The organism is Streptosporangium jomthongense (assembly GCF_042650425.1).
Lineage (GTDB): Bacteria > Actinomycetota > Actinomycetes > Streptosporangiales > Streptosporangiaceae > Streptosporangium.
Map to the genome: position 1 here is coordinate 88251 of NZ_JBHSBC010000036.1, position 20880 is coordinate 109130.

At 72.9% G+C, this 20880-nt stretch carries 18 protein-coding genes; 8 read left to right on the forward strand and 10 right to left on the reverse strand.

From position 1 onward, the window contains the following. Positions 1 to 3: 3 nt before the first annotated feature. The 4 genes from ACFOYY_RS31050 to ACFOYY_RS31065 form a co-directional block, all read right to left on the reverse strand. On the reverse strand, positions 4 to 1074 hold the full coding sequence (locus ACFOYY_RS31050; RefSeq protein WP_386194588.1) for an ABC transporter substrate-binding protein: 1071 nt from the start codon (positions 1072 to 1074) through the stop codon (positions 4 to 6). Positions 1075 to 1171: 97 nt separating this feature from the next. After that, entirely contained in the window at positions 1172 to 2965 is a 1794-nt protein-coding gene (locus tag ACFOYY_RS31055) for an ABC transporter ATP-binding protein (protein WP_386194591.1), read from the reverse strand. Then, positions 2962 to 4656: an ABC transporter ATP-binding protein gene (locus tag ACFOYY_RS31060; RefSeq protein WP_386194594.1), complete on the reverse strand. Its 1695-nt coding sequence runs from the start codon at positions 4654 to 4656 to the stop codon at positions 2962 to 2964. The genes ACFOYY_RS31055 and ACFOYY_RS31060 overlap by 4 nt, the downstream gene beginning before the upstream one ends. Positions 4657 to 4720: 64 nt before the next feature. Continuing rightward, positions 4721 to 5977, reverse strand: a complete 1257-nt coding sequence (locus tag ACFOYY_RS31065; protein WP_362914702.1) for a pyridoxal phosphate-dependent aminotransferase — start codon at positions 5975 to 5977, stop codon at positions 4721 to 4723. Between the two features lie 373 nt (positions 5978 to 6350). On the opposite strand from ACFOYY_RS31065, the gene ACFOYY_RS31070 reads away from it, so the two are divergent. Then, on the forward strand, positions 6351 to 6869 hold the full coding sequence (locus ACFOYY_RS31070; RefSeq protein WP_352011814.1) for a RidA family protein: 519 nt from the start codon (positions 6351 to 6353) through the stop codon (positions 6867 to 6869). A gap of 84 nt (positions 6870 to 6953) precedes the next feature. Then, a complete protein-coding gene (locus tag ACFOYY_RS31075) occupies positions 6954 to 7865 on the forward strand; it encodes a LysR family transcriptional regulator (protein WP_386194597.1) in 912 nt (303 codons plus the stop codon). Between the two features lie 12 nt (positions 7866 to 7877). Here the strand turns inward: ACFOYY_RS31075 and ACFOYY_RS31080 are convergent, their stop codons facing one another. The 4 genes from ACFOYY_RS31080 to ACFOYY_RS31095 all read right to left on the reverse strand — a co-directional run bounded on the left by ACFOYY_RS31080 (position 7878) and on the right by ACFOYY_RS31095 (position 11480). Beyond that, the gene (locus tag ACFOYY_RS31080; RefSeq protein ID WP_352011816.1) at positions 7878 to 8768 is read right to left on the reverse strand and encodes a D-alanyl-D-alanine carboxypeptidase family protein; all 891 of its coding nucleotides are present in this window, start codon (positions 8766 to 8768) and stop codon (positions 7878 to 7880) included. Positions 8769 to 8849: 81 nt separating this feature from the next. Further along, a complete protein-coding gene (locus ACFOYY_RS31085; protein ID WP_352011817.1) occupies positions 8850 to 10082 on the reverse strand; it encodes a sensor histidine kinase in 1233 nt (410 codons plus the stop codon). After that, positions 10079 to 10744 carry a two-component system response regulator CseB gene (gene cseB / locus ACFOYY_RS31090; RefSeq protein ID WP_362776271.1) on the reverse strand — a complete coding sequence of 222 codons (666 nt, stop codon included), beginning with the start codon at positions 10742 to 10744 and terminating at the stop codon, positions 10079 to 10081. The genes ACFOYY_RS31085 and cseB overlap by 4 nt, the downstream gene beginning before the upstream one ends. Before the next feature lie 31 nt (positions 10745 to 10775). Then, positions 10776 to 11480, reverse strand: coding sequence for a DUF2306 domain-containing protein (locus ACFOYY_RS31095; RefSeq protein ID WP_362914694.1), 705 nt, complete (start codon positions 11478 to 11480; stop codon positions 10776 to 10778). A gap of 315 nt (positions 11481 to 11795) precedes the next feature. Here ACFOYY_RS31095 and ACFOYY_RS31100 point away from each other — a divergent pair, with 315 nt between their 5' ends. Continuing rightward, positions 11796 to 12575 carry a TetR/AcrR family transcriptional regulator gene (locus ACFOYY_RS31100; RefSeq protein ID WP_386194602.1) on the forward strand — a complete coding sequence of 260 codons (780 nt, stop codon included), beginning with the start codon at positions 11796 to 11798 and terminating at the stop codon, positions 12573 to 12575. 105 nt (positions 12576 to 12680) lie between these two features. Beyond that, positions 12681 to 14825 carry an NB-ARC domain-containing protein gene (locus tag ACFOYY_RS31105; protein WP_386194605.1) on the forward strand — a complete coding sequence of 715 codons (2145 nt, stop codon included), beginning with the start codon at positions 12681 to 12683 and terminating at the stop codon, positions 14823 to 14825. Between the two features lies 1 nt (position 14826). On the opposite strand, the gene ACFOYY_RS31110 is transcribed toward ACFOYY_RS31105, so the two are convergent. Next, positions 14827 to 16506, reverse strand: a complete 1680-nt coding sequence (locus ACFOYY_RS31110) for a translation initiation factor IF-2 (protein WP_386194607.1) — start codon at positions 16504 to 16506, stop codon at positions 14827 to 14829. Between the two features lie 276 nt (positions 16507 to 16782). Here ACFOYY_RS31110 and ACFOYY_RS31115 point away from each other — a divergent pair, with 276 nt between their 5' ends. The 3 genes from ACFOYY_RS31115 (at position 16783) to ACFOYY_RS31125 (ending at position 18995) form a co-directional block, all read left to right on the forward strand. Next, on the forward strand, positions 16783 to 17130 hold the full coding sequence (locus ACFOYY_RS31115; RefSeq protein WP_352011823.1) for a cupin domain-containing protein: 348 nt from the start codon (positions 16783 to 16785) through the stop codon (positions 17128 to 17130). Positions 17131 to 17226: 96 nt separating this feature from the next. Further along, positions 17227 to 17646 (forward strand): YciI family protein, encoded by a 420-nt coding sequence (locus tag ACFOYY_RS31120; protein ID WP_362776260.1) that lies wholly within the window; start codon positions 17227 to 17229, stop codon positions 17644 to 17646. Between the two features lie 47 nt (positions 17647 to 17693). After that, complete coding sequence (locus tag ACFOYY_RS31125) at positions 17694 to 18995, forward strand: RNA polymerase sigma factor (protein ID WP_386194610.1); 1302 nt, start codon at positions 17694 to 17696, stop codon at positions 18993 to 18995. Positions 18996 to 19014: 19 nt separating this feature from the next. Here the strand turns inward: ACFOYY_RS31125 and ACFOYY_RS31130 are convergent, their stop codons facing one another. Then, positions 19015 to 20298, reverse strand: a complete 1284-nt coding sequence (locus tag ACFOYY_RS31130; protein ID WP_352011825.1) for an amidohydrolase family protein — start codon at positions 20296 to 20298, stop codon at positions 19015 to 19017. Between the two features lie 87 nt (positions 20299 to 20385). Between ACFOYY_RS31130 and ACFOYY_RS31135 the strand changes: the two genes are divergently transcribed. Next, positions 20386 to 20841 (forward strand): MarR family winged helix-turn-helix transcriptional regulator, encoded by a 456-nt coding sequence (locus ACFOYY_RS31135; RefSeq protein ID WP_352011826.1) that lies wholly within the window; start codon positions 20386 to 20388, stop codon positions 20839 to 20841. Positions 20842 to 20880: the final 39 nt, after the last annotated feature.

Sequence of the window (20880 nt, forward strand, 5' to 3'; positions counted from 1 at the left end):
GGGCTACGCGCCGGCCTTCGCGGCGGCGGCGGCGAGCTGCGGGACGTACCGGTCGAGCATCCACGGGATGGACAGCACCGTCGGTGCGCTGCTGGCCATCACGAACGACTCACCCACGATGGGCGCGAAGCGCTTGTCCCTGACGTTGGGCATGGCCGAGATGACCGGGTCGGCGACGAACCTGTCGGCCTCCTTCTGGGAGCCGAAGTACATCACCAGGACGTCGGCCTCGATCTTGCCGACGTTCTCGTAGCTGACGTTGTAGAAGTAGGAGCCCGCCTTGGGGTCGGCGTCGAGCGCGGCGACGCTGGGGCTCACGGTCATGCCGAGGTCGCCGAGCAGCGCCACCCGGGGGTCGCTGGCCCGGTAGACGTTGAGCTGGTCGGCCTCGTTGGCGGCGCCGTACAGGAAGGACCTGCCCTTCAGGACCGGGTTGGCCGCGGCGAGGGAGGCGACGTAGGCGGCGGTCCTCTCCTTCAGGGCCGTGGCCTCGGCGCTGCGGCCGAGGGCCTTGCCGATGATCTCGACCTGGTCCTGCCAGGGCAGCGCCCAGGGCTTCTCCGGGTAGGCGACGACCGGGGCGATCCTGCTGAGCTTGGCGAACTCCTCCTTGGTGATGCCCGAGTAGGGGGCGAGGATGACGTCGGGGCGGACTTCGACGATCTCCTCGAACGGCACCTCACCGCTGTCGGAGCTGAGCAGGACCGGGGTGGCCCCGCCCAGCTCCTTGATCTTGTCCGCGTCCCAGGGGAACACGCCGTCGGCGTCCCCGCCGTAGGTGTTCCTGGGCATCGCGACCGGGACCACGCCGAGGGCGAGCACGGCGTCCTGGCTCGACCAGCCCCAGGTGACCACGCGCTCCGGCCTCTTGGTGATCACGGCGTCGCCGAGCGCGCTGGGGATGGTGACGGGGAAGGCGTCGCCGGAGGGCACGGCGGGGGAGGCGGCCTGGCCCGGAGAGGACCGCGCCCCGGGTTCGGCGGGGGAGGCGGAGCACCCGGCGAGCGCGAGGGCGGTCAGGGTGACCAGCGCGGCCAGTGCGGTCCTGGATCGCGACCGTACGGCGGTGAGCATGCGATCTCCAAGTGACGGAGGGAGATTTAGGTAAGGCTTACCTTATAAGTATCTTCCGTCACTCTGTCACCGGGGGTGGGGGAACGGTGACAGGTGATCACTCCGCCGTGGCGCGGGTGTCGGACCAGGCCTCCCACAGGGCGGCGTAGCGCCCTCCCACGGCCAGCAGCTCCTCGTGCGTGCCGCTCTCCGCCACGCGTCCGTCCTCCATGACGACGATCCGGTCCGCCGTCGCGGCCTGGGTCAGCCGGTGCGCGACCACCAGGGCGGTACGGCCCTCGGCGGCGCGGGCGGCGGCCCGTTCGAGCGCGCGGGCGCCCGCGCTGCCCGCCTCGGCCGTCGCCTCGTCGAGCACCGCGACCTCCGGGTCGGCCAGTACCAGCCGGGCCAGCGCGAGCTGCTGCACCTGGGCGGCGGTGAGCCGGTGCCCGGCCTCGCCGACGACCGTGTCAAGCCCGTCGGGCAGCGCGCGCGCCCACTCCAGCGCGCCGACCAGGGCGAGCGCGGAGCACAGCTCCTCCTCGTCCGCCTCCGGCCTGGCCAGCCTCAGATCCTCGGCCAGCGGCCCGGCGAACACGTGCGACTCCTGCGTGACCAGCACCACCGCGCGCCGCGCGCCCGGCCGGGCGGCGGGCAGCCGTACGGTCCCGGACGAGGGGCGCTGGACGCCCGCGACGATCCTGGCGAGCGTCGACTTGCCCGCCCCGCTCGCGCCGACCAGCGCGACCTGCTCACCGGGGCGCAGGACGAGGTCCACCCCGCGCAGCACCGGTCGTCCCACCTCGTAGGCGTGCCCGGCGTCGGTCACGGTGACCGTCCGCGGCTCCGGGCCCGGTTCCCGTCCGGCCTCCGGCTCCGTCCCGGGTTCCGGGGGAAGCGTGGCGACCCCCGCCAGACGCGCCAGCCCGGCCAGGGCCGACTGCGCGTCGTCGAGCAGCACGAGCGCGTTGTTGATCGGGCCGAACAGACTGTGGAAGTACAGCGCGGCGGCGGTCGCGGTGCCGATGGACGCCGAGCCATCCTGAACCAGGAGGAATCCGGCGAACAGTACCGCGGCCAGCCCGATGTACTCGGCGATGTGCAGCCGGCTGTAGAAGCCCACCACGAGCCTGACCCCGCGCATCGTCAGCTCGATCGCCGCCCGCGAGGCGTTCGCGACCCGCCCGGCGTGTTCCTCCTCCATCCGGAAGGCCCGTACGGTCTCCGCGCCGCCGATCGTGTCGAGCAGACGCTGCTGTATCGCCCCGGCCGCGACGCGCTGGCGGGCGTAGAGCGGCACCGCGTTGCGCACGTACCAGCGGGCGGTGTGCGCCTGGACCGGCACCGCGAGCAGCGCGGCGACCAGGAAGCGCCAGTCGAGCAGCGCCATGGCGCCGAGCGTCAGCACGATGGCCAGCAGGGAGCGGGCCAGTTCGGGCAGGGCGTTGCGCACCGACTCGGCCACCCGGGACACGTCACCGGTGACCCGGGCCGTCAGGTCGCCGGAGCCCGCCCGTTCGACCCGCTCCTGCGGCAGCAGCAGCGCGCGCTCGACGAACCGCTCCCGCAGCGCGGCCAGCATGGTCTCGCCGAGCCGCGAGACCAGCGTCAGCCCCAGCGCCGTCGCGCCGCCCTGCAGGAGCGCGACGAGCACCAGCAGCACGGCGGGACCGGTCAGCTCCGTGGCGGGACGGCCCTCGGCGACCAGGTCGACGATGCGCCCGAGGAGCGGCTGGGGGAGCAGCCCGAACGCGGTCGCGCCGACCATCACGGCGAACCCGGCGGCGGCGAGCCCGCGGCGCGGCCGCAGCAGCTCCCACACGAGGGCGCGGGTCCGCGCCGGGGAGGCCGTCGGCAGCGCTCCCTCGGGGGGCGGCGCCGTCTCCAGCTCCCTCCCGCGGTCCCGGGTCACGTCAGCACCGCCGAGCGGTAGGTCTCGTTGCGGCGGGCGAGCTCGGTGTGCGGCCCGGTCTCCACGATCCGGCCGCCGTCCAGCAGCACCACCCGGTCGGTGACCGTGAGCAGCGCCGGGCTGGTGGTGACCATGATCGTGGTACGGCCCCGGCGCAGCTCGCGTATCCCGGCGGCGATCCTGGCCTCGGTGACCGTGTCGACCGCCGTCGTCGGGTCGTGGACCACCAGCACCGGCCGGTCGGCGGCCAGCGCCCTGGCCAGGGCGACCCGCTGCCGCTGCCCGCCGGAGAGCGACCGGCCGCGCTCGGCGACCGCCGTCTCCTGCCCGTACGGCAGGGCGCGGGCGACCTCGTCGGCTCCGGCCGCGGCCATCACCCGCCCCAGGTCGGCGTCCTGTTCGGCGACGGCTCCGACGTTGCCGAGCAGCGTGCCCTCGAACAGGTCGGCGTCGTGCGCGGCGACCAGGACGGCGGAGCGCAGGTCACCGGGGTCGAGGTCGCGCAGGCTGACCCCGTCGAGCTCGACCGTCCCGGTCTCCGGGTCGGCCCGCCGGTCCAGGCAGCGCAGCAACGCGAGAGCGTCCGCCGGGTCGGTCGCGGCGACACCGAGCAGTTCGCCGGGCGCGACCTCCAGGTCGATCCCGCGCAGCCCGGCGTGCCCGACCGCGCGCAGGCTGAGACCGCCCCGGAGGTCACGCGGCAGCCGTACGGCGCCGGGGGTGACGGCGGGCGGCGCGGCCAGCACCTCGGCGATCCTGGTGGCAGAGGCCCTGGCCTGGGCGAAGGCGGTGTTGACCCGGGCCAGCGACTGCAACGGCCCGATCAGGAACAGCGCGAGCCCGACCGCGGAGATCAGGTCGCCCAGGCTGATCCGCCCGCCGGCGGCCAGCCGTCCGCCGGACAGCCCGACGACCGCGATGAGGCAGCCGGTCAACGCCAGGACCACGCCGTTCTGCAGCGCCTCCGCCCTGGCCGCGCGCATCGTCGCCGCCAGGGAGTCGCGGCTGGTCGCGCGGTACCTGTCCAGGGCGGCCCGTTCCGCGCCGATGCCCTTGAGCACCCGCAGCCCGGCGACCAGGTCGGCGGCCACGCCGGAGGCGCGCGCGGCCCGGTCCTGCTCGGTGGCGCTGCGCCGTTCGAGCGGCCTGCTCAGCAGGTGACCGAGCCACAGCAGCGCCGGGGCGCCTGCCAGCACGACCAGGCCGAGCGGGACCGAGATCCACAGCAGCACGGCGGCCCCGGCCAGCAGCCCGGTGAACGTGGCGGCGGCACCGGGGATCGCGTTGGCCAGCGCGCCGACCCGCCTGGCGTCCTCGGTGGCGATTCCGGCGAGCGCGCCGGGAAGCCGCCCGGACTCGGCGCCGCCGCCGGGATGCAGGACCCGGCCGACGACCTCGGCGCGCAGGGTGTGCGCGATCTCCTCCATGGCGCGGTCGGAGGCACGGGCGCCGAACCGGTAGCTGAAGGACAGCACGAGATAGACGACCGCCAGGACCGCGAGCCAGCGCAGCAGGGCGCCGAGGTCACCCGCGACGACACCCTGGTCCACGGCCAGGCCGATCAGCACCGGAACCGTGGCCTCTCCCGCCTGGTGCCCGGCGCGCAGCACGGACCCGGCCAGGACCAGGCGTCGCCGCCCGCCGAGCGCCCGGCGCAGAACCACCTGTCCCGGCGACCTCGACCGGCTCACCCGCGCCTCCCGACGTCATGATTAGGGAAGGCTAGCCTATTGTGCGGGTAATGTCCGTTTTGAGTCAGCGATGTCGGTCAGGTGTGTCATTCAGCGCCTTCACCATCCGGTCGAGGGCGGCCTCCCACTGAGCCTCGTCCCTGGCGTAGCAGACCCGGAACCGCCCGACCCCCGACGGCCCGAACTGGTAGCCGGGACTCACCACGACCCCCGCCTCCCGCTGCAGGAGACGGGCCACCGCCACGTCGCTGAGGCCGAGCGCCGAGACGTCGGGCCACAGGTAGGCCGTGCCCGCGCCGGGCCGTACGACCAGGCCGTCGACCTGACGCAGCCGCTCGACGGTCAGGTCGCGGATCACGCGCAGCTCCTCGACCCGGCGCCGCACGAACTCCCGGTCGTCGACCAGCCAGCGGGTGAGCAGCTGCTGGGCGTAGGCGGGGGCGCGCAGGCAGGTCATCGCCATCACCTGCTCGATCGCGTCCACGATCTCCGGGGGCGCGACGACGACCCCGATCCGGTAACCGCTGAGCGACTCGGTCTTCGACCCGCCGAGCATGGTCACCGTCCGCTCCGCCATCCCCGGCTGGGCCGCGAGATGGAAGAACGGGACGTCCGGATAGACCAGCCTGCAGTACAGCTCGTCGACGACCACCAGGAAGTCGTGCCGTACGGCCAGGCGCGCCAAGCCGCGGACCGTCTCCTCGGTGTAGACCGAGCCGGTCGGGTTGTTGGGGTTGGACGTCAGCAGCAGCCTGATCCCGTTCCCGGCCACCTCGTCGAGCGCGTCCAGGTCGAGCTGCGGCCCGTCGGGACCGTCCACCATGCCGACCCGCACCACCCTGGCGCCGAGGAAACGCAGCATCCGCTCGACGAACAGGTACTCCGGGTCGGCGAGCGCCACGGTGTCGCCGTCGTCGACCAGCGCGCTGAGCGTCGTGAACAGGCCGCTCTGAGTCCCGGCGGTCAGCACGAGGTGACGGTCGGGATCGACGTCCACGCCCAGCAGTTCCGCGACGGGACGGGCGCAGGCCCGCCGTACCCCGTCGCCGCCCCGGTAGGCGGTGTAGGCCAGTTCACCGTCCCCGGCGGCCAGGGCGAAGGTCTCCAGCGCCCAGTCCGGCGGCGGGAAGCGCACGGTGTCGAAATGGGTCGTGTCGAGCAGTCCGTGCCCGGCGCCGTCCAGCCGCAGGCTGAGATCGGCCTCACGCACGGACGAGCCGATGAGCCGCGCCCGTTCCGGCAGGTGGGTCGCCCGCAGGCGCCGTGACTCCAGCCGTGACCCCGGCTGTGATCGCGGCTGCGGTTCCGGGTTCTGTTCCATGGAATGCCCCGTCGCTCTCATGTGGTTCGCTCCGTTGAAGTCGCCGACGCGTCCCGTCGTGTCGAGGCGGTGGCCGGTGGGTCGTCTCGGAACCGCCGCGGTCAATCAAGTGAACGGGAACCCCCGGGAAACGGGCAAGCGCGGGAATCTGCACCGTCTCTTTTAGCTTTGCTAACGGGCCCCGGCGCGGTCGCCGCCCGGCCCGCTTTTTTAGCGGACGTTAAAACACCGATTTCGAAAACGTTTCTTGTCCGGTCTCCGGGCTTTTTGGCAGACTCTGCGGTCGGCGACGGGACCTCTTCCCGTGGCCGCCGTCCGCCCCGGCAGGGTTCGGGACGGGGCCGGGGCACGTCGCCCACAGTGAGGAGCCGCCATGGAGCCGAGCGACCAGACGTCCAAGGACGCGATCACCCGGGAGGAACACCGGACCGCCTCGCCGCCGGCGCACGGCACCGTACCCGTCCACACCGAACGGGCGCCCTCCCCGGCCGGGCACTACGCCCAGGCCGTACGGGCGGGCGACTTCGTGTACGTCTCCGGCCAGGTACCACGCGCGCCGGACGGCGGTTACACGCCCGCCGACGTGCGCGCCGAGACACTGCTGACCCTGCGCAACCTGGCCGAGATCTCCCACGCGGCGGGCGGCGGCCTCGGGGACGTGGTGAAGGTCACCGCCTACCTGGCGCGGCCCGAGTACTTCGGCGAGTTCAACGCGGCCTACGCCGAGTGTTTCGGCGGCCACCGCCCGGCCCGCACCACGGTGGTCGCGGGGCTGCGCGAGGTGAAGGTCGAGGTGGACGCGGTCCTCCACCTGCCCGCCCCGCCCGCGGAGGGCGACGCTCGACCCCCCGGAGGCCATCGCTGTAAGCTGCCGGACGAGCACGAGCCGTAGGCCGACGGCGTGTCCTGCCGGTCGCGTCCCGCGGACCACGGCGGGAACCATGGCGGGAACCACGACGGGAACGAGGTGACATCCGTGACCAACCTGAGCCTCGCCGGCCTCCGCGCCATCGACGCCCTGGCGACCCACGGGTCGGTGACCGCCGCCGCGGGCGCCCTCGGCTACACCCCCTCGGCCATCTCCCAGCAGATCGCCCGGCTCGAACGCGACGTGCGCCAGGTCCTCATCGACCGCCAGGGACGGCGGATGACCCTGACGGTCGCCGGTCGCATCCTCGCCGAGGCCGCCGGTCGCATCGTGATCGAGCTGGAGAGCATGAACGCCGAGCTGCAGGCGCAGACGGAGACGGTCACCGGCCCGCTGCGCGTCGCGGCCTTCCCCACCGCGGCGCGGGGGGTGATCCCGGCGGCGATGCGGGAGCTCGGGCAGACCTGGCCGTCGCTGGAACCGCAGCTCGTCGAGGTCGACTCCCACCGGGCGGTGGAACTCGTGGCCAAGGGCACCGTCGATCTCGCCGTGGCCCACGACTGGGCCGCGATGCCACTCGAACTGCCCGAGGGGCTGCACTCCCGCCACCTGGGCGACGACGTCTCCGACGTGCTCGTCTCCCACACCCACCCGCTGGCCCGCCGGGCCTCGGTCGAGTTCGACGACCTGCGGGAGGAGAGCTGGCTCTACGAGCCGGGGTCCGTGGCCCACGACTTCCTGCTCAACGCCTACCGCGACGCGCCGGGTACGGCCCGCTTCACCCACATGGTCAGCGAGTACGCCAGCCAGATCGAGATGGTCGGCGCGGGTCTCGGCGTGGCCCTGGTCCCCAGGATGGGCCGGGGGCCGCTGCCCGCGACCGTCCGCGCGCTGCCCGTCGGCTCGGCCCCGCTGCGCCGCGTCTACGGCGTGTGGCGGACCGCGACCGGGCGGCGGCCGGCCCTCACCGCCGCGCTCGGTGTGCTGGAGACGGTCTGCGCACGGCTCGGGCGGCACTGACCGGCCCGGTTCTCACCGGGCGGGCAGCGGGGAGTCCGGGCCGGTCAGCCATCGCTCGACCGCCTCGCTCATCCGCCCGCCCACGTCGAGCGCCGCGGCCTTTGCGGCCACCGGGTTGGTGCCCGCGGCCTGGGAGAGGATCACCCCGAGCACCAGGCGTCCCCGCACCCGGGAGGCCCAGACCAGGTTGCCTCCGGCGGCGGTGCCAGAGCCGGTCTTGACGCCGATGACGCCGTGCCTGTTCAGCAGCGTGTTCGTGTTGGCCAGCCTGAGGGCGTCCCCGGGGACGACGGTCTCGGCCCGTGAGACCACCTCACGGAAGACCGGGTCGCGCATCGCCTGCCTGGCCAGCCTGAGCTGGTCGGAGGCGGTGCTGACGGTGCTGTCCTCGTTGCCGCTGGCGCCGGTGTACGTGGTGGCCTTCATGCCCAGGCGGCGGGCCTCGGCGTTCATCCGCGCGACGAAGCGCTCCTGGGAGCCGGAGTCCCAGCGGGCCAGGAGACGGGCCACGTTGTTGCCCGAGGGCACCAGCATCAGCTCAAGCATGCGGCGCAGCCGTACCCTGCGGCCCTCCCGCAGCGGGACGGTCGACTCCTGCGGCAGGTAGGACTCGTTGGCGGCGGTGTGGTCGACCGTGACCAGCGGGCCGTTCTCGCCGGGCCGCAGCGGGTGGCGGCGCAGGATCACGTAGGCGGTCATCACCTTCGTCACGCTGGCGATGGGCACCGGCCGCCGCCCGCCGCTGAGACCCAGGTTGCCCACCCCCTCGACCTCGACCGTGGCCTGCCCCTCGGCGGGCCACGGCAGCGGCACGCCGGGCACCGTGGCTCCGGAGACGGCCGGTACGGCGCCGCAGCCGCTCAGCAGGACGAACGCCAGGAGATAAGCCAGGACATATCGCATACGTGAAACGGTGTGCCGCTGATGTCTCCGGCCCGTCGCCGTCGTGTCTTCACCGTGGCTTAATCGTGTATCAGCCGTGTATCAGGCAGGGAGCCTGAGGGTGGCGACGGCGCCGCCCTCAGGGGCGTTGGCCAGGGTCAGGCCGGCGCCGATGACGTGTGCCTGGCCGAGCGCGATCGTGAGCCCCAGACCGTGGCCCCGGCCGCGTTCTGCGGCACCGGTGCGAAAGCGCTTCGGCCCGTCGGCCAGGAGCTCGGGCGGGAAACCCGGCCCGTGGTCGCGGACCTCGACCACGTTGTCCCCGACGGTGATCTCGACCGGCGGGCCGCCGTGACGGTGGGCGTTGAGGACGAGGTTGGCCAGGATGCGGTCCAGGCGGCGCGGGTCGGTCTCGGCCACCGGATCCCCCAAGACGGTCACCGCCACCTCGACCCCGACGCGGGCCGCCGACCGTCGCGCCAGCTCGGCCAGCGGCACCCGGACCCGCTCGGCCACCTCGGCGCCCGCGTCCAGCCTGGAGACCTCCAGCAGGTCCTCGACCAGCGAGCGCAGCACCCCGACCCGGTCACGCACCAGGTCGGCCGCCTCCCCCTCGTCGAGCAGCCCGGCCACGGTGACCAGACCCATCAGCGGGGTGCGCAGGTCGTGGGCGACGTCGGCGGTGAAGCGCTGCTCGGCCAGCAGCCGGTACTGCAGACTCGCCGCCATGGAGTCGACGGCCACGGAGATGTCGGCGATCTCGTCACGCCCGAGCCCGCGCCCCGGGGCGGAGACACGGGCGTCCAGGTCGCCGTCGGCGATCCTGCGGGCGGTGGCGGCGACCCGTCTCAGCCGCCGGTTGGTCAGCTCGGCCAGGCCGACCGAGACCGGGACCACGACCGCGAGCGCGATCAGCGCGGCCTGGACCATGGCACGGTCCAGGGCGTGCAACCTCACCCTCTCCGAGCCCATCTCCAGCCGGGAGAAGGCCACCAGATCCCCGTCGATCCGCTGCGCGGCCCACATCCACGGCCGCGTCGGCCTGCCGTCGTCATACCAGGCGACGGCCTCGTCGCCGGTCAGCAGAGCCCGCAGGGAGTCGGGCAGCTCGCCGAGCCGCCCGATCCGCCCGATCCAGGCGGCGGGATCCTCGGCGGGAGCGTTCGCACGGTAACCCTCGACGGCCTTGTGGACCGACTCCACCGCCCGCTCCTTGGCCTGCCCCATCGTGCGGTCGAGGGTCGTCCGGTGGACCAGCACCCCGACCACGGCGGTCACCGCGCAGCAGGCCAGCGTGATCAGCGCCGCCACCTTCCAGCGCAGCGAGGGCTTCATGCCTTGCGCAGCTTGTAACCGAACCCGCGCACGGTCTCGATCCGGTCAGCGCCGATCTTCTTGCGCAGCCGCTGCACGCACAGGTCGACGACCCGGCTGTCGCCGTCCCAGCCGTAGTCCCACACGTCGCGCAGCAGGGTGGCGCGTTCGAGCACGATCCCCGGGTTGGCCGCGAACTCCAGCAGCAGCCGCAACTCGGTCGGCGCCAGCGCCACCGGACGCCCGCCGAGCCGTACCTCAAGGGCGGCCGGATCGACGGTCAGCTCGCCGAACCTCAGCACGCCGGGCTGGGAGACCGGGGCGGTGGTACGCCGCAGCAGCGATCTGATCCTGGCCACCAGCACCGGGATGTCGACCGGTTTGACCACGTAGTCGTCGGCCCCGGCCTCCAGCCCGGAGACCACGTCGGGGGAGTCGCCGCGCGCCGACATCATCAGGATCGGCACCTGGCTGGTCTCCCTGACCCTGCGGCACAGGCCGATGCCGTCGAGCCCGGGGAGCATCACGTCGAGCACCAGCAGGTCGTGGTCACCGGCCAGGAAGGACTCCAGGCCGCCCAGGCCGTCCGAGGCGGTGGCCATGCGGTAGCCGTACCGCTCAAGTGCCATCGAGACGCCTCTGCGGATCACGTCGTCGTCCTCGACGAGCAGGATGGAGGTCACGATGTACCTTATGCGCCCCGGACCGCCCTGTTCACCGCCGCAGCGGGTCGCGGTCGGGGAGGCCTGCCGACGCTGCTCGGCGGGCCGGCGACGCCAGTGTGCGCTGGATGATGAAGTACTCGGCCACGACCACGTTGACCAGGATGGACGCCCAGCCACTGGCGTCGTAGATCTCGTCGAACGGCAACGAGACGAACGACTGCTTCAGCTGCAGGCCGACGGCCAGATAGACGCGCAGGGAGACGGCGGCGAAGGTCAGGGCGTAGTTACGGATCATCCAGATCCGATGCAGCTGTACGTCGCCGCGGCGAATGCTCCGGTACGCCTCGGCCAGCGTGTACAGCCAGGCCACGACGAGCAGGTAGAACGCGACCTGGATCGAGAAGCCGCTGAGTGAGAACGTCGCGGCGAACGCCGCCGCGCCGGAGGCGATCAGGACGGAGATCATGTAGACCCGGCCCATCACCCGGTGCAGCCCGGGCCTGCGGACGCGCGGCCAGGTCATGAACTGCAAGGGGCCGATGATCAGAGCAAGACCGCCGGGAACGGCGTGCACGGCGAGGGATAGGTAGTGCAGCGCCACGTTCGGGTCGATCGGCACGCTGCTGTCGGCCGGGTTCCCCGACAGGTAAGGGGGCACCGCGTAGGCGGTGATGCCGATCGCGGACACGGCCATCAGCCCCCACAGTGCCCACCACCGGCGGCGGCTGGTCCTGGGGGCGGGCGAGGCGGTCATAGGGGTACTCCAATACCGGTGGACGAGTGGGCCTGCCGACGGGGTTCGGGTCCGGCCGGACGGATATCGCGTTGAGGACGGCGCCGCCGCCCGGATGCCTCTTCGGCAGAGCGCTCCACCACATGTCCGGCACCGCAGGGGCGGCGGATCCCGGCGTCCCGGGTCGGTGCCGGTCACCACCCCTCCTGTGGGCTGGGCCGTTTCCCGTGGGCGTTCATCACGCTAGTGAGCGGAAAGAGAATTTGGCAGTGTTAGATTTTCCGAACAGGGCGCGATTTCCTTGGAGCCGTGAAGGGGATGCCGTACGGTCACCGCATGACATCCGACGAAGCGGCTACCGACGTACCGCCACTGCGTCGGCGGCGCCGGGCCGTCGCCGTCCAGGAGATCGTGACCGCCGCCGAGCGCCACCTCACCGAACACGGGCCCGCCGCGATGTCCCTGCGAGCGGTCGCCCGAAGTCTCGGAATGACCGTGCAGGCGCTCTACCACTACTTCCCGAGCCGGGACCACCTCGTCACGACACTCATCGCCAAGGCGTACGACGACCTCGCCGACGCCGTGCAGGGTGCCGTCGACGCCGCCCCGGACAGGACGACGGTGCCGCGTGCGGTGCTGGCCGCCGAGGGCTACCGGCGCTGGGCCATGCTCAATCCCGAGCGGTTCCAGCTCATCTACGGAACGCCGCTGCGGCACTACGAGGCGCCTGCCGAGGGGCCGACCACCCAGGCCGTCCGTCGGATGAGCGCCATATTCATGCGTGAACTGTTCGGTGAGTTCTCCACGGAGCAACTGGCCGCGGCCGACACCCCGGAACTCTCACCTTCGTTCAGGGCGCACCTGGAACACCTGCCCTCGGACGGCCTCGGAGCCCTGCCGCCCCCCGCGGTGTCCCTCTTCCTGGACGCGTGGGGGCGCATGCACGGTCTCGTGGCCCTGGAGGTGTTCGGGCACACCACGTTCATCGGCGCCCACCAGGCCGAGGTCTTCCACGTGGCGATGCGGAACATGTGCAGAGACGTTCACCGCCGGATTCCGGCGGACCGGGCCGGTCTTCGAGAAGCGGGAGACGCACGGCAGGCTTCGAGGCCCTGAGCCACTCGTGAAGTGGCGTCGTGGTTGCGATCATTTACCCCAGGCGTGTTCCCGGTGGCGGGCCGCCGTCCGAAGTGTGACCAGACCTGAGGCGGTTGCTTGAGCATGGTGATCGAATCCGATGACGAGCGGTCAGGGGCGAGCGGGACGCGCAACGAGCTTTCCGGCCAGGTCGGGGGCAACGTCGTGCAGGCCGGAGTCATCCAGCACCTCACGTTCGCGGCCCAGGAGCCGCCCGTCGCCGAGATTCCCCGGCAGCTGCCTCCCGAGCCGCGCGACTTCGTCAACAGGGTCAGGGAACTGGACGAGCTGGACCGGCTCCTCGACGAGGGCGGTGACGGTTCCGCGCCCCTGGTGGCCGTCGTGAACGGCCTCGGCGGGGTGGGCAAGAGCGCGCTGAGCCGCCGCTGGGCGCACCGGGTGCGTGAGCGGTTCACCGACGGTCAGCTCTACGCCAGCCTGGGCGACCTGCGTCACGGGGGCGGGGTCGCGGTGAGCGACGTGCTCGGCGGTTTCCTGCGGGCCCTGGGCGTCCGCGAGGCGGGCATCCCCGCCGACCCGTCCGAGCGGGCGGCCCTGTTCCGCTCCAGGACCGCCGACCTGCGGCTTCTCATCCTGCTCGACGACGTCGAACACGCCGCCCAGGTGACGCCGGTGCTTCCGGCGTCCGGGAGCGGCGTCGTCGTGGTGACCAGCCACAGCAGGCTCGGCGAGCTGGTCGTCACCGGCGCGGTCCCGGTCCCGCTCGCACCACTCGACGAGGAGCAGGGGGTACGGCTGCTCGCGGGCGTGCTCGGTGAGGAGCGCGTCCACGCGGAACCGCAGGCCGCCGGGGAGCTGGCGCGGCTGTGCGGAGGGCTGCCGGTCGCGCTGCGGGTGGCCGCCGCCCGCCTGGCGCAGCGGCGCGGACGGCCGATCGCCAGGCTGGTGACGGAGCTGACCGACGAGCGCCGCAGGCTGGAACGACTGGCGGTCGGGGGGAAGACGATCGTGGAGGCGGTGTTCGAGACGGCGTGCCGGGCGCTGCCGCCCGGGGCGGGACGGCTCTACCGGCTGCTTGGCGCGGTCCCGGTCGCCGACCTCTCGGTCCAGGCCGTGCAGGTCGTGGCGGGAACGGGGGAGCGGGAGACGGAGGAGTCGCTGGAGCTCCTTGAGGCCAATCTCCTTGAGGAGACCGCGCAGGAGCGTTACCGGTTCCACGACCTGGTCAGGCTGCACGCGGCCCGGCTCGCCGAGCGGGAGGAGGCCCCCGGGGAGCGGGAGGCGGCGCTCGGCCGGATGGCCCGCTGGTACCGGGCGTGCGCCATGGCGGCCGACCGGGCGGTCACGAGGTCCCGGCTGCGTCTGGCCCCCGCCCCCGAGCCGGTCGAGCCCGAGGTGACGTTCTCCTCGGCGCGGCAGGCCTTGGACTGGCTGGAGGGTGAGCGCGGCAACATGCTCGCCGTCCTCCGCCTCGCGGAGCGGGCCGGATGGGACGACGTCGTCTGGCAGACGGTCGAGGCGCTGTGGGTGCTGCACCACAGCCGCAAGCACTACGCCGACTGGATCGAGGCGGGCAGGCTGGGCACTCTGGCCGCGGGCCGCCTCGGGAACCGGGCCGCGGAGGCCCGCATGCGCAACCAGACGGCCAGGGCGTTCGTCGAGCTCGGCGAGCTCGGGCCCGCGGACGAGGAACTGCGCCTGGCCAGGTCCCTGGCCGTGGAGTCCGGCGACCGGCGGCTTGAGGCGGCGGTGCTTGAGTCACTCGGCCAGGTCGAGCTGGCCCGAGGGGCCTTCGACGCCGCGATCGGGCACTTCACCGAGGCCCTGGCCGTCAACGAGGCGCTGGGCAGGACCCGGGGCGCGGGGCTGCAGTCCTACCATCTCGGCCTGACCCACACCGCGGCGGGCCGCCCCCGGGAGGCGTTCGAGGCGTTCGAGCGGGCCAGGGGGCTGATCGGGGCCGAGGACGAGACCAGCCGGGCGAAGATCGACATCGAGCTGGGACTCGTCCACCGGATGCTCGGCAGGCCGGAGGAGATCGTGGGGAGGGTGACGGAGGCGGCGCGCACCATGCGGGCCAGGGGAGTCCCCCTCAAGGAGGCCAGGGCCTGGGAGATCCTGGCCGGCCTCACCGCCGACCTGGGAGACGAGCGGGGCTCGGAGGAGCACCTGCGCCGGGCGATCGCCGTCTACCTCGACCTGGGGAAGACGGCGAAGGCCGACGAGCTGGGCGGACGCCTGCCCCCTCCGGCCCCGGAGGACTCCTGACTCACGGCCGGACGGGGGTGACGTCGACGCGACCCTCGACGGCTCCGAGCCGTAGCCGCAGCACGGACGGCGGCTCCCCGGCGCGGCGCTCGGAGACCAGCCAGCCGTACAGCGCGGAGGGCAGGCACGAGACGTCCGTCACCTGGGAGGTCTCCGGCAGGCCGAGGACGAACTCCCGCCCGTCACGCCGCAGGACGACGTGGACCCGGCGCCCGTCGACGACCGCGGCGGCCAGCGCGCAGCCCGGGTGGCGCCGTACGGCCTCCCGCGCCCACTCCGGTGAGCCGTCGCGGTGCACGATGACGGCCGCGCTCTCCAGCAGCCGCCGGTTCAGCTCCTCGGCGTCCACGGTGAGGTGCGTCTCGCGTGGCTCCCCGTCAAGGGGGCGGGTGACGGCCGCCGGGAAACGCCGCATCGTCACGGCCCCGTCCTCGCCGGCCCACGTCTCCACCAGGAACGAGGCCGGAGCCGGCTGCGCCCCGTACGGCTCGGCGAACGGCACCCCCGGCGCGGAACCGGGCGGATGGGCGAGGTCCATGAGCCGGTAGGCCACCTCGCGCAGCGACTCGCCCGCGTGGCCGAGGTTGCCCAGCGTACGGCCCGTCACGCGGTCGTAGGCCCCGGGCACGTGCGCGGAGAGGGCCTCCTCCACCTGTTCGAGCAGGCCGCGGCGCCGGTCGAGCCGGGGCAGGACCCCGCACAGCTCGGCGGTCGGGGAGGACGGGTCGAGCTCCTGCGCCTCCCGTCCCGAGGAGGCCAGCAGCACCGGCCGCCCGAGCGCCGCCCCGTAGAAGGTGACCGACCCGTGGTCGCCGACGACCACGTCCGAGGCGATCAGCGCCGCCTGCCACCCCCGTTCCGGGGGGATCACCGTCAGGCCCGCGCTCCGCTCACGCGCCAGCCACAGCCGTAACTGCAGCTCGCCGTGGTGGAGCGGGATGTTCGGATGCGTCACAAGCGCCACGCGGTACTCGTCGAGGGGAAGCTCGGCCAGCAGACGGGGCAACACGTCGCCGTTGGCCCCGTACAGGGAGTGCTCACCCCAGGTCGAGCTGACCAGCACCAGCCTGAGACCGTCGGGGACGCCGAGCGCGCGCCGGTAGCGCCTCCTGCGCGGCAGGTGCGCGACCAGCCGGTCGAAGGACGGGTCCCCGGTGACCGTGGCGACGGTCACGGCCTCGGGGCAGTAGCGCGCCAGGCGTCCCAGCTGCTCCTGGTGGGACAGGGCGATCGCGGCGGGCACCACCCGGCCGTCGCGGACCAGCTGGCTGCGCGCCAGGCCCGAGACCTCGGGGCCGTAGCCGTTCCCGGTGCGCAGCAGGCGGTTGTGACCGGCGCCGTGGGGCATCAGCAGCAGCGGGGCGTCGATCCGGTGCAGGTCCCCGTTGGCACTGGCGGACAGCGCCAGGTCGAACCGCGTCGCCACCGCCTGCGCCCACGGGATGGTCCTCGCCCCCGCCGCCCGCAGGTAGACGTCGAGCCCGTCGTCGAAGGCCGACCCCTCGACGGTCGTGAACAGCGTCCGGACGCGCAGGTCGGAGCCGAACATGGGCAGCACGTCGAGCAGCCGGCCCGCCGAGGTCATGTTCCTGGCCACGGCCAGGACGCTGCGGCGGGTGCGGACGGTGCCCCAGGTGCCCGCCGGAGAATCCCCCGCCCACGGCCGGTCCTCGCCGCTCACGATCCTCCGACCGGGTAATCCAGACACTCGGGCCAGCAGTGATTTTCAACGAGCATGTACCATACCGCCTGATCCTTCGGCGCCGGAAACGAGAAGAGTTCCCGCCGCCAAGCGGTTTCCCCTTTTCCGTGAACACGCTTCCCGGCGCCATATGAATGGCAGGGAAAAGAACCGCGGTTCCGGAGCGCCCGGATATGTGGCCGAGGAAGGGGGGAAGTACCGTCTGCGTGGGAGATCAGACGCCCATCGCCTCGTCCGTACCGTTCAGGGGAACGAATGAACAAGCTGTCATTGACCGCACTGGCCTCCCAGCAGCTCGACCTCGCCCGCGCCGCGTCGAGCGGGCGCAGCGCGCACACCGTGTACGGCGGGCACGAGCACTCCCTCCGCCAGACGCTGATCGCGCTCGACGCCGGGCAGCGGCTCGGCGAGCACGAGAACCCCGGTGAGGCCACCGTGCACGTCCTGCGCGGGCGGGTCCGGCTGAGCGCGGGTGACGACTCCTGGGACGGTTCGGCCGGTGACCTGCTGATCGTGCCCGACGCCCGGCACGACCTTGAGGCGGTCGAGGAAGCCGTCGTCCTGCTCACCGTCTCCCTCAGCCGCCAGGGCTGGGACGCCTGAGAAAAAAGTTCGCCCGCCGTGTCGATCCGCCGTCACGCCGTTCGACCTGTGGGTGAGAGGGCCGAAGGACGGCCCCGACAGCGGAGGAGACCGGAGATGGCGAAGTACATGCTGATCATGAGGGGCACGGACGAGAGCCTCGCCGAGATGATGAAGACGCCCTTCGAGGAGATGCTCGAAACGGTCGGGCGTTTCAACGACGAGTTGATCAAGGCGGGCGTGCTCGTCGCCGCCGAGGGCCTGGACGACCCGGCCCAGGGCGTGGTCGTCGACTTCAGCGGACAGACGCCGGTGGTCACCGACGGCCCGTACGGCGAGACGAAGGAGCTGTTCGGCGGCTTCTACCTGATCGACGTGGCCTCCAAGGAGGAGGCGGTCGAGTGGGCCAGGCGGATCCCCATGATGGCCGGCGCCAAGTGTGAGATCCGCCGGGTGCCCGGCATCGACGAGTTCCCCCAGGACAACGAGTGGGTCGCCAAGGAGCGGGAGTGGCGCGAGCGGACCGGCCAGCTCTGACCGCCGGGACGGGCCCAGAAGACGAGCGCGGAAGACGAGCACAGAGGATGAGCGCGGAAACAGCGGAAACAGTGGGTGAGCCGGTACGGCGGGCCGTCGAGGCCGTCTGGCGGATCGAGTCGGCCAGGATCGTCGGCGCGCTGGCCCGCTACACCGGTGACTTCGCGCTGGCCGAGGACGTCGCGCAGGAGGCGGTCGCCGAGGCGCTCGTCGCCTGGTCGCGCGACGGCACGCCGGACAACCCGGTGGGCTGGCTGCTGACGACCGCGCGGCGGCGCGCCATCGACGGCTTCCGCCGCGGGGCGGCGCTGGGCGAGCGCTACGCCATGCTCGCCGGGCAGCTCACCGAGGGGGAGGCCACCTCGGGCGCGCGGGTCCCGCCGGACCGGGACGACCTGCCGTGGGATCCAGAACGGATCGACGACGACGTCCTGGCGCTGATGTTCGTGGCCTGCCACCCGGTGCTCTCCCCGGAGGCGCGGGTGGCCCTGACCCTGCGCGTGGTCGGCGGCCTGTCGAGCGAGGAGATCGCCAGAGCGTTCCTGGTGCCCGTGCCGACGGTCCAGGCGCGGATCACCCGGGCGAAGAAGACGATCGCCGCGGCGGCGGTGCCGTTCGAGCTGCCGCCGCCGGAGGATCGGCGCGAGCGGCTCGGCGGCGTCCTGGGCGTGCTCTACGTGATCTTCACGGAGGGCTCGTCGGCGACGGCCGGTGACCACCTGCTGCGCACCGACCTCGCCTACGAGGCGATCCGCCTGGCCAGGACGCTGACCGCGCTGCTGCCCGCCGAGCCGGAGGCGCACGGGCTGCTCGCCCTGTTCGAGCTCACGGCCGCGCGTTTCCCCGCGCGCACCGGCCCCGACGGGGAGGCGGTGCTCCTGGAGGACCAGGACCGGCGGCTGTGGGACCGTTCGGCGATCCGCCGGGGACTGGCCGCCCTCACCCGCGCGGCGGGGGCCGGGCGAGGGCTCGGGCCGTACGGGCTCCAGGCGGCGATCGCCGCCTGCCACGCGTCGGCCCCCTCGGTGGCGGAGACCGACTGGAGACGGATCGTGATCCTCTACGAGGCGCTCGGCCGGGTGGCGCCCTCACCCGTCGTGGAGCTCAACCGCGCGGTCGCCGTCGCGATGGCGGACGGGCCGGGGCAGGCGCTGGGCATCGTGGACGACCTGGCCGTCGCCGGTCGCCTGCCGGGTTCGCACCTGCTGCCGGGGGTGCGCGGCGAACTGCTGGCCAGACTCGGCAGGGCCGCCGAGGCACGCGCGGAGTTCGAACTGGCCGCCCGCCTGTGCGGCAACGTCCGCGAACGGTCGGTACTGCTGCGCAAGGCGGCGGCGCTGCCGGGGTGACCCGGTCCGGCGGGGGCGCTCAGGCGGCCAGCAGGGTGCCGCGGCGCCAGACGGCGCGGATGTCCAGGGTCGCGGAGATGTCGGTCGTGGGGTCGCCGTCCACGAGGAGCAGGTCGGCGCGGGCGTCCACGGCGATCCTGCCCCGGTCGGTGAGGCCGAAGCGGCGTGCCGTGACGCTGGTCGCGGCACGCAGCGCCTCGACGGGCGTCAGTCCGGCCTGGACGAGGTAGCGCAGCTCACGGTGGAGGCTGGCGCCGTGGGCGACACCGCCGAGGAAGGGCAGCGGGAAGGCGGCGTCGGTCCCGGCGAGGATGTCCACGCCCGCGGCGCGCAGGGCGCCGACCGTGTCCAGGACGTCCTCCAGCCTGCCCTGGGGGTAGTGGCCGTAGCAGCGGCGCAGCGTGGTGAGCCAGGCCTCGTCCAGGCGGGAGCCGACGCGCGGGTCCTCGGCGAGGTCGGCGCCGGTGATCCCCGTCATGGAGGCGTTGAGGACCACGCAGGGGACGACGAACGCGCCGGAGCGGGCGACGAGATCGATGATCTCGTCGTCGTGCGGCCGGTCCATGAACAGGTGGGCCAGGCCGTCGACGCCCGCCTCGACGGCCATGCGCGTCGCCTCGACGGTGAGGACGTGGGCGAGGGTGAGCATCCCGTGCCGGTGGGCCTCGGCGACCCCGGCGTTCAGGGTCGCCTGGTCGAGCATGGGCAGGCCGGGGTGGCCCTCGACCGTGCCGTCGTCGACCATGAACTTGATGTAGTCGGAACCCGTCTCGACGAGCTTCGGCACGAAGTCCCTCGCCTCCTGAGGGGTGGTCGAGAGCGGCTTCACCGGGGCCTGGCCGCCGGTCGGCCCGCCGGCGGGGCCACTGTCGCCGAAGTGCGTGCCCGGTGGGAACAGCTCGCTGGGGTGGCCGCCGGGCGGGGTGATGGCGAACCCCGCGGAGCGCACGTCGGCGAGGGCGTCGTCGCCGTCGAGGCGGGCCCTGTTGGGCTTGGTCCACAGCCCCTGCATCTCCAGTTCGGTCGTGACCCCGAACCTCAGCGCGAACGCCAGCGCCTGCTCGGAGGTGTGGACATGGGCGTCGATCAGGCCGGGCAGCAGCGTGCCGCCGCCCGCGTCGACGACGTTCGCCCCTGCGGGCACGTCGCCTCCGACGGCGGTGACGACCCCGCCGTCGATCACGACGGTGGTCTCCCGCAGGACGTGTTCGCCGTCGAAGACGCGGGCGTTGGTCACGGCGGTCATGGGCACTGTGCCTCCCTGGGCGGTGCGGACGGTACGGGCGGTCCGGGTGCCGCCCATGCCCAAGAAAATACATGACTAATGACATGCATGTGCGTGTCATAAAGCATATGTATGTTTGTTTGTCGTGAAGGTTAGGATGTCTCCATGACCAGCGGTGACGACATGACCCCGGAGGAGGAGGCCCTCCTCGACGGCATCGGGCCCATCTTCGCCCGGCTGCGGCGGCGCGTGCCCGCCTCACGCAGGGACGCCTCCCGCAACCTGGTGCTCAACATCGTCGCCGACAGCCGCGACGAGATGACCGTCGGCGGCGTCGCCGAGGAGCTCGGGGTCGACCAGTCGGTCGCCAGCCGCATGGTCTCCGACTGCATCTCCTCCGGATACCTGCTGCGCGCCGCCTCACAGGAGGACGGCAGACGGACCGTGCTCAAACTCACCCAGCAGGGCGCCGACCTGCGCGAGTGCTTCGCCAAGGGGCAGCGCGAGGCGTTCGAGCAGATCACGGAGGGCTGGCCGAGGAGGGAACGGCTCCAGTTCGCCAGGCTGCTGCTCAGATACGTCGAAGACGCGGCCCTCCTGCGCGAGCGGGAGCGAACCTAGTACTACAACAACATATTGTGATGGATTACCTTGATTGTA

What these genes read in the sequence shown, in the direction of transcription:
- ACFOYY_RS31120 (WP_362776260.1), top strand. Translation starts at nt 17,227, where the DNA reads ATGGCGAAGTACATGCTGATCATGAGGGGCACGGACGAGAGCCTCGCC.
- ACFOYY_RS31130 (WP_352011825.1), bottom strand. Translation starts at nt 20,298, where the DNA reads ATGGGCGGCACCCGGACCGCCCGTACCGTCCGCACCGCCCAGGGAGGC.
- ACFOYY_RS31095 (WP_362914694.1), bottom strand. Translation starts at nt 11,480, where the DNA reads ATGACCGCCTCGCCCGCCCCCAGGACCAGCCGCCGCCGGTGGTGGGCA.
- ACFOYY_RS31065 (WP_362914702.1), bottom strand. Translation starts at nt 5,977, where the DNA reads ATGGAACAGAACCCGGAACCGCAGCCGCGATCACAGCCGGGGTCACGG.
- ACFOYY_RS31105 (WP_386194605.1), top strand. Translation starts at nt 12,681, where the DNA reads ATGGTGATCGAATCCGATGACGAGCGGTCAGGGGCGAGCGGGACGCGC.
- ACFOYY_RS31085 (WP_352011817.1), bottom strand. Translation starts at nt 10,082, where the DNA reads ATGAAGCCCTCGCTGCGCTGGAAGGTGGCGGCGCTGATCACGCTGGCC.
- ACFOYY_RS31080 (WP_352011816.1), bottom strand. Translation starts at nt 8,768, where the DNA reads ATGCGATATGTCCTGGCTTATCTCCTGGCGTTCGTCCTGCTGAGCGGC.
- ACFOYY_RS31050 (WP_386194588.1), bottom strand. Translation starts at nt 1,074, where the DNA reads ATGCTCACCGCCGTACGGTCGCGATCCAGGACCGCACTGGCCGCGCTG.
- ACFOYY_RS31100 (WP_386194602.1), top strand. Translation starts at nt 11,796, where the DNA reads ATGACATCCGACGAAGCGGCTACCGACGTACCGCCACTGCGTCGGCGG.
- ACFOYY_RS31070 (WP_352011814.1), top strand. Translation starts at nt 6,351, where the DNA reads ATGGAGCCGAGCGACCAGACGTCCAAGGACGCGATCACCCGGGAGGAA.
- ACFOYY_RS31115 (WP_352011823.1), top strand. Translation starts at nt 16,783, where the DNA reads ATGAACAAGCTGTCATTGACCGCACTGGCCTCCCAGCAGCTCGACCTC.
- ACFOYY_RS31125 (WP_386194610.1), top strand. Translation starts at nt 17,694, where the DNA reads ATGAGCGCGGAAACAGCGGAAACAGTGGGTGAGCCGGTACGGCGGGCC.
- ACFOYY_RS31135 (WP_352011826.1), top strand. Translation starts at nt 20,386, where the DNA reads ATGACCAGCGGTGACGACATGACCCCGGAGGAGGAGGCCCTCCTCGAC.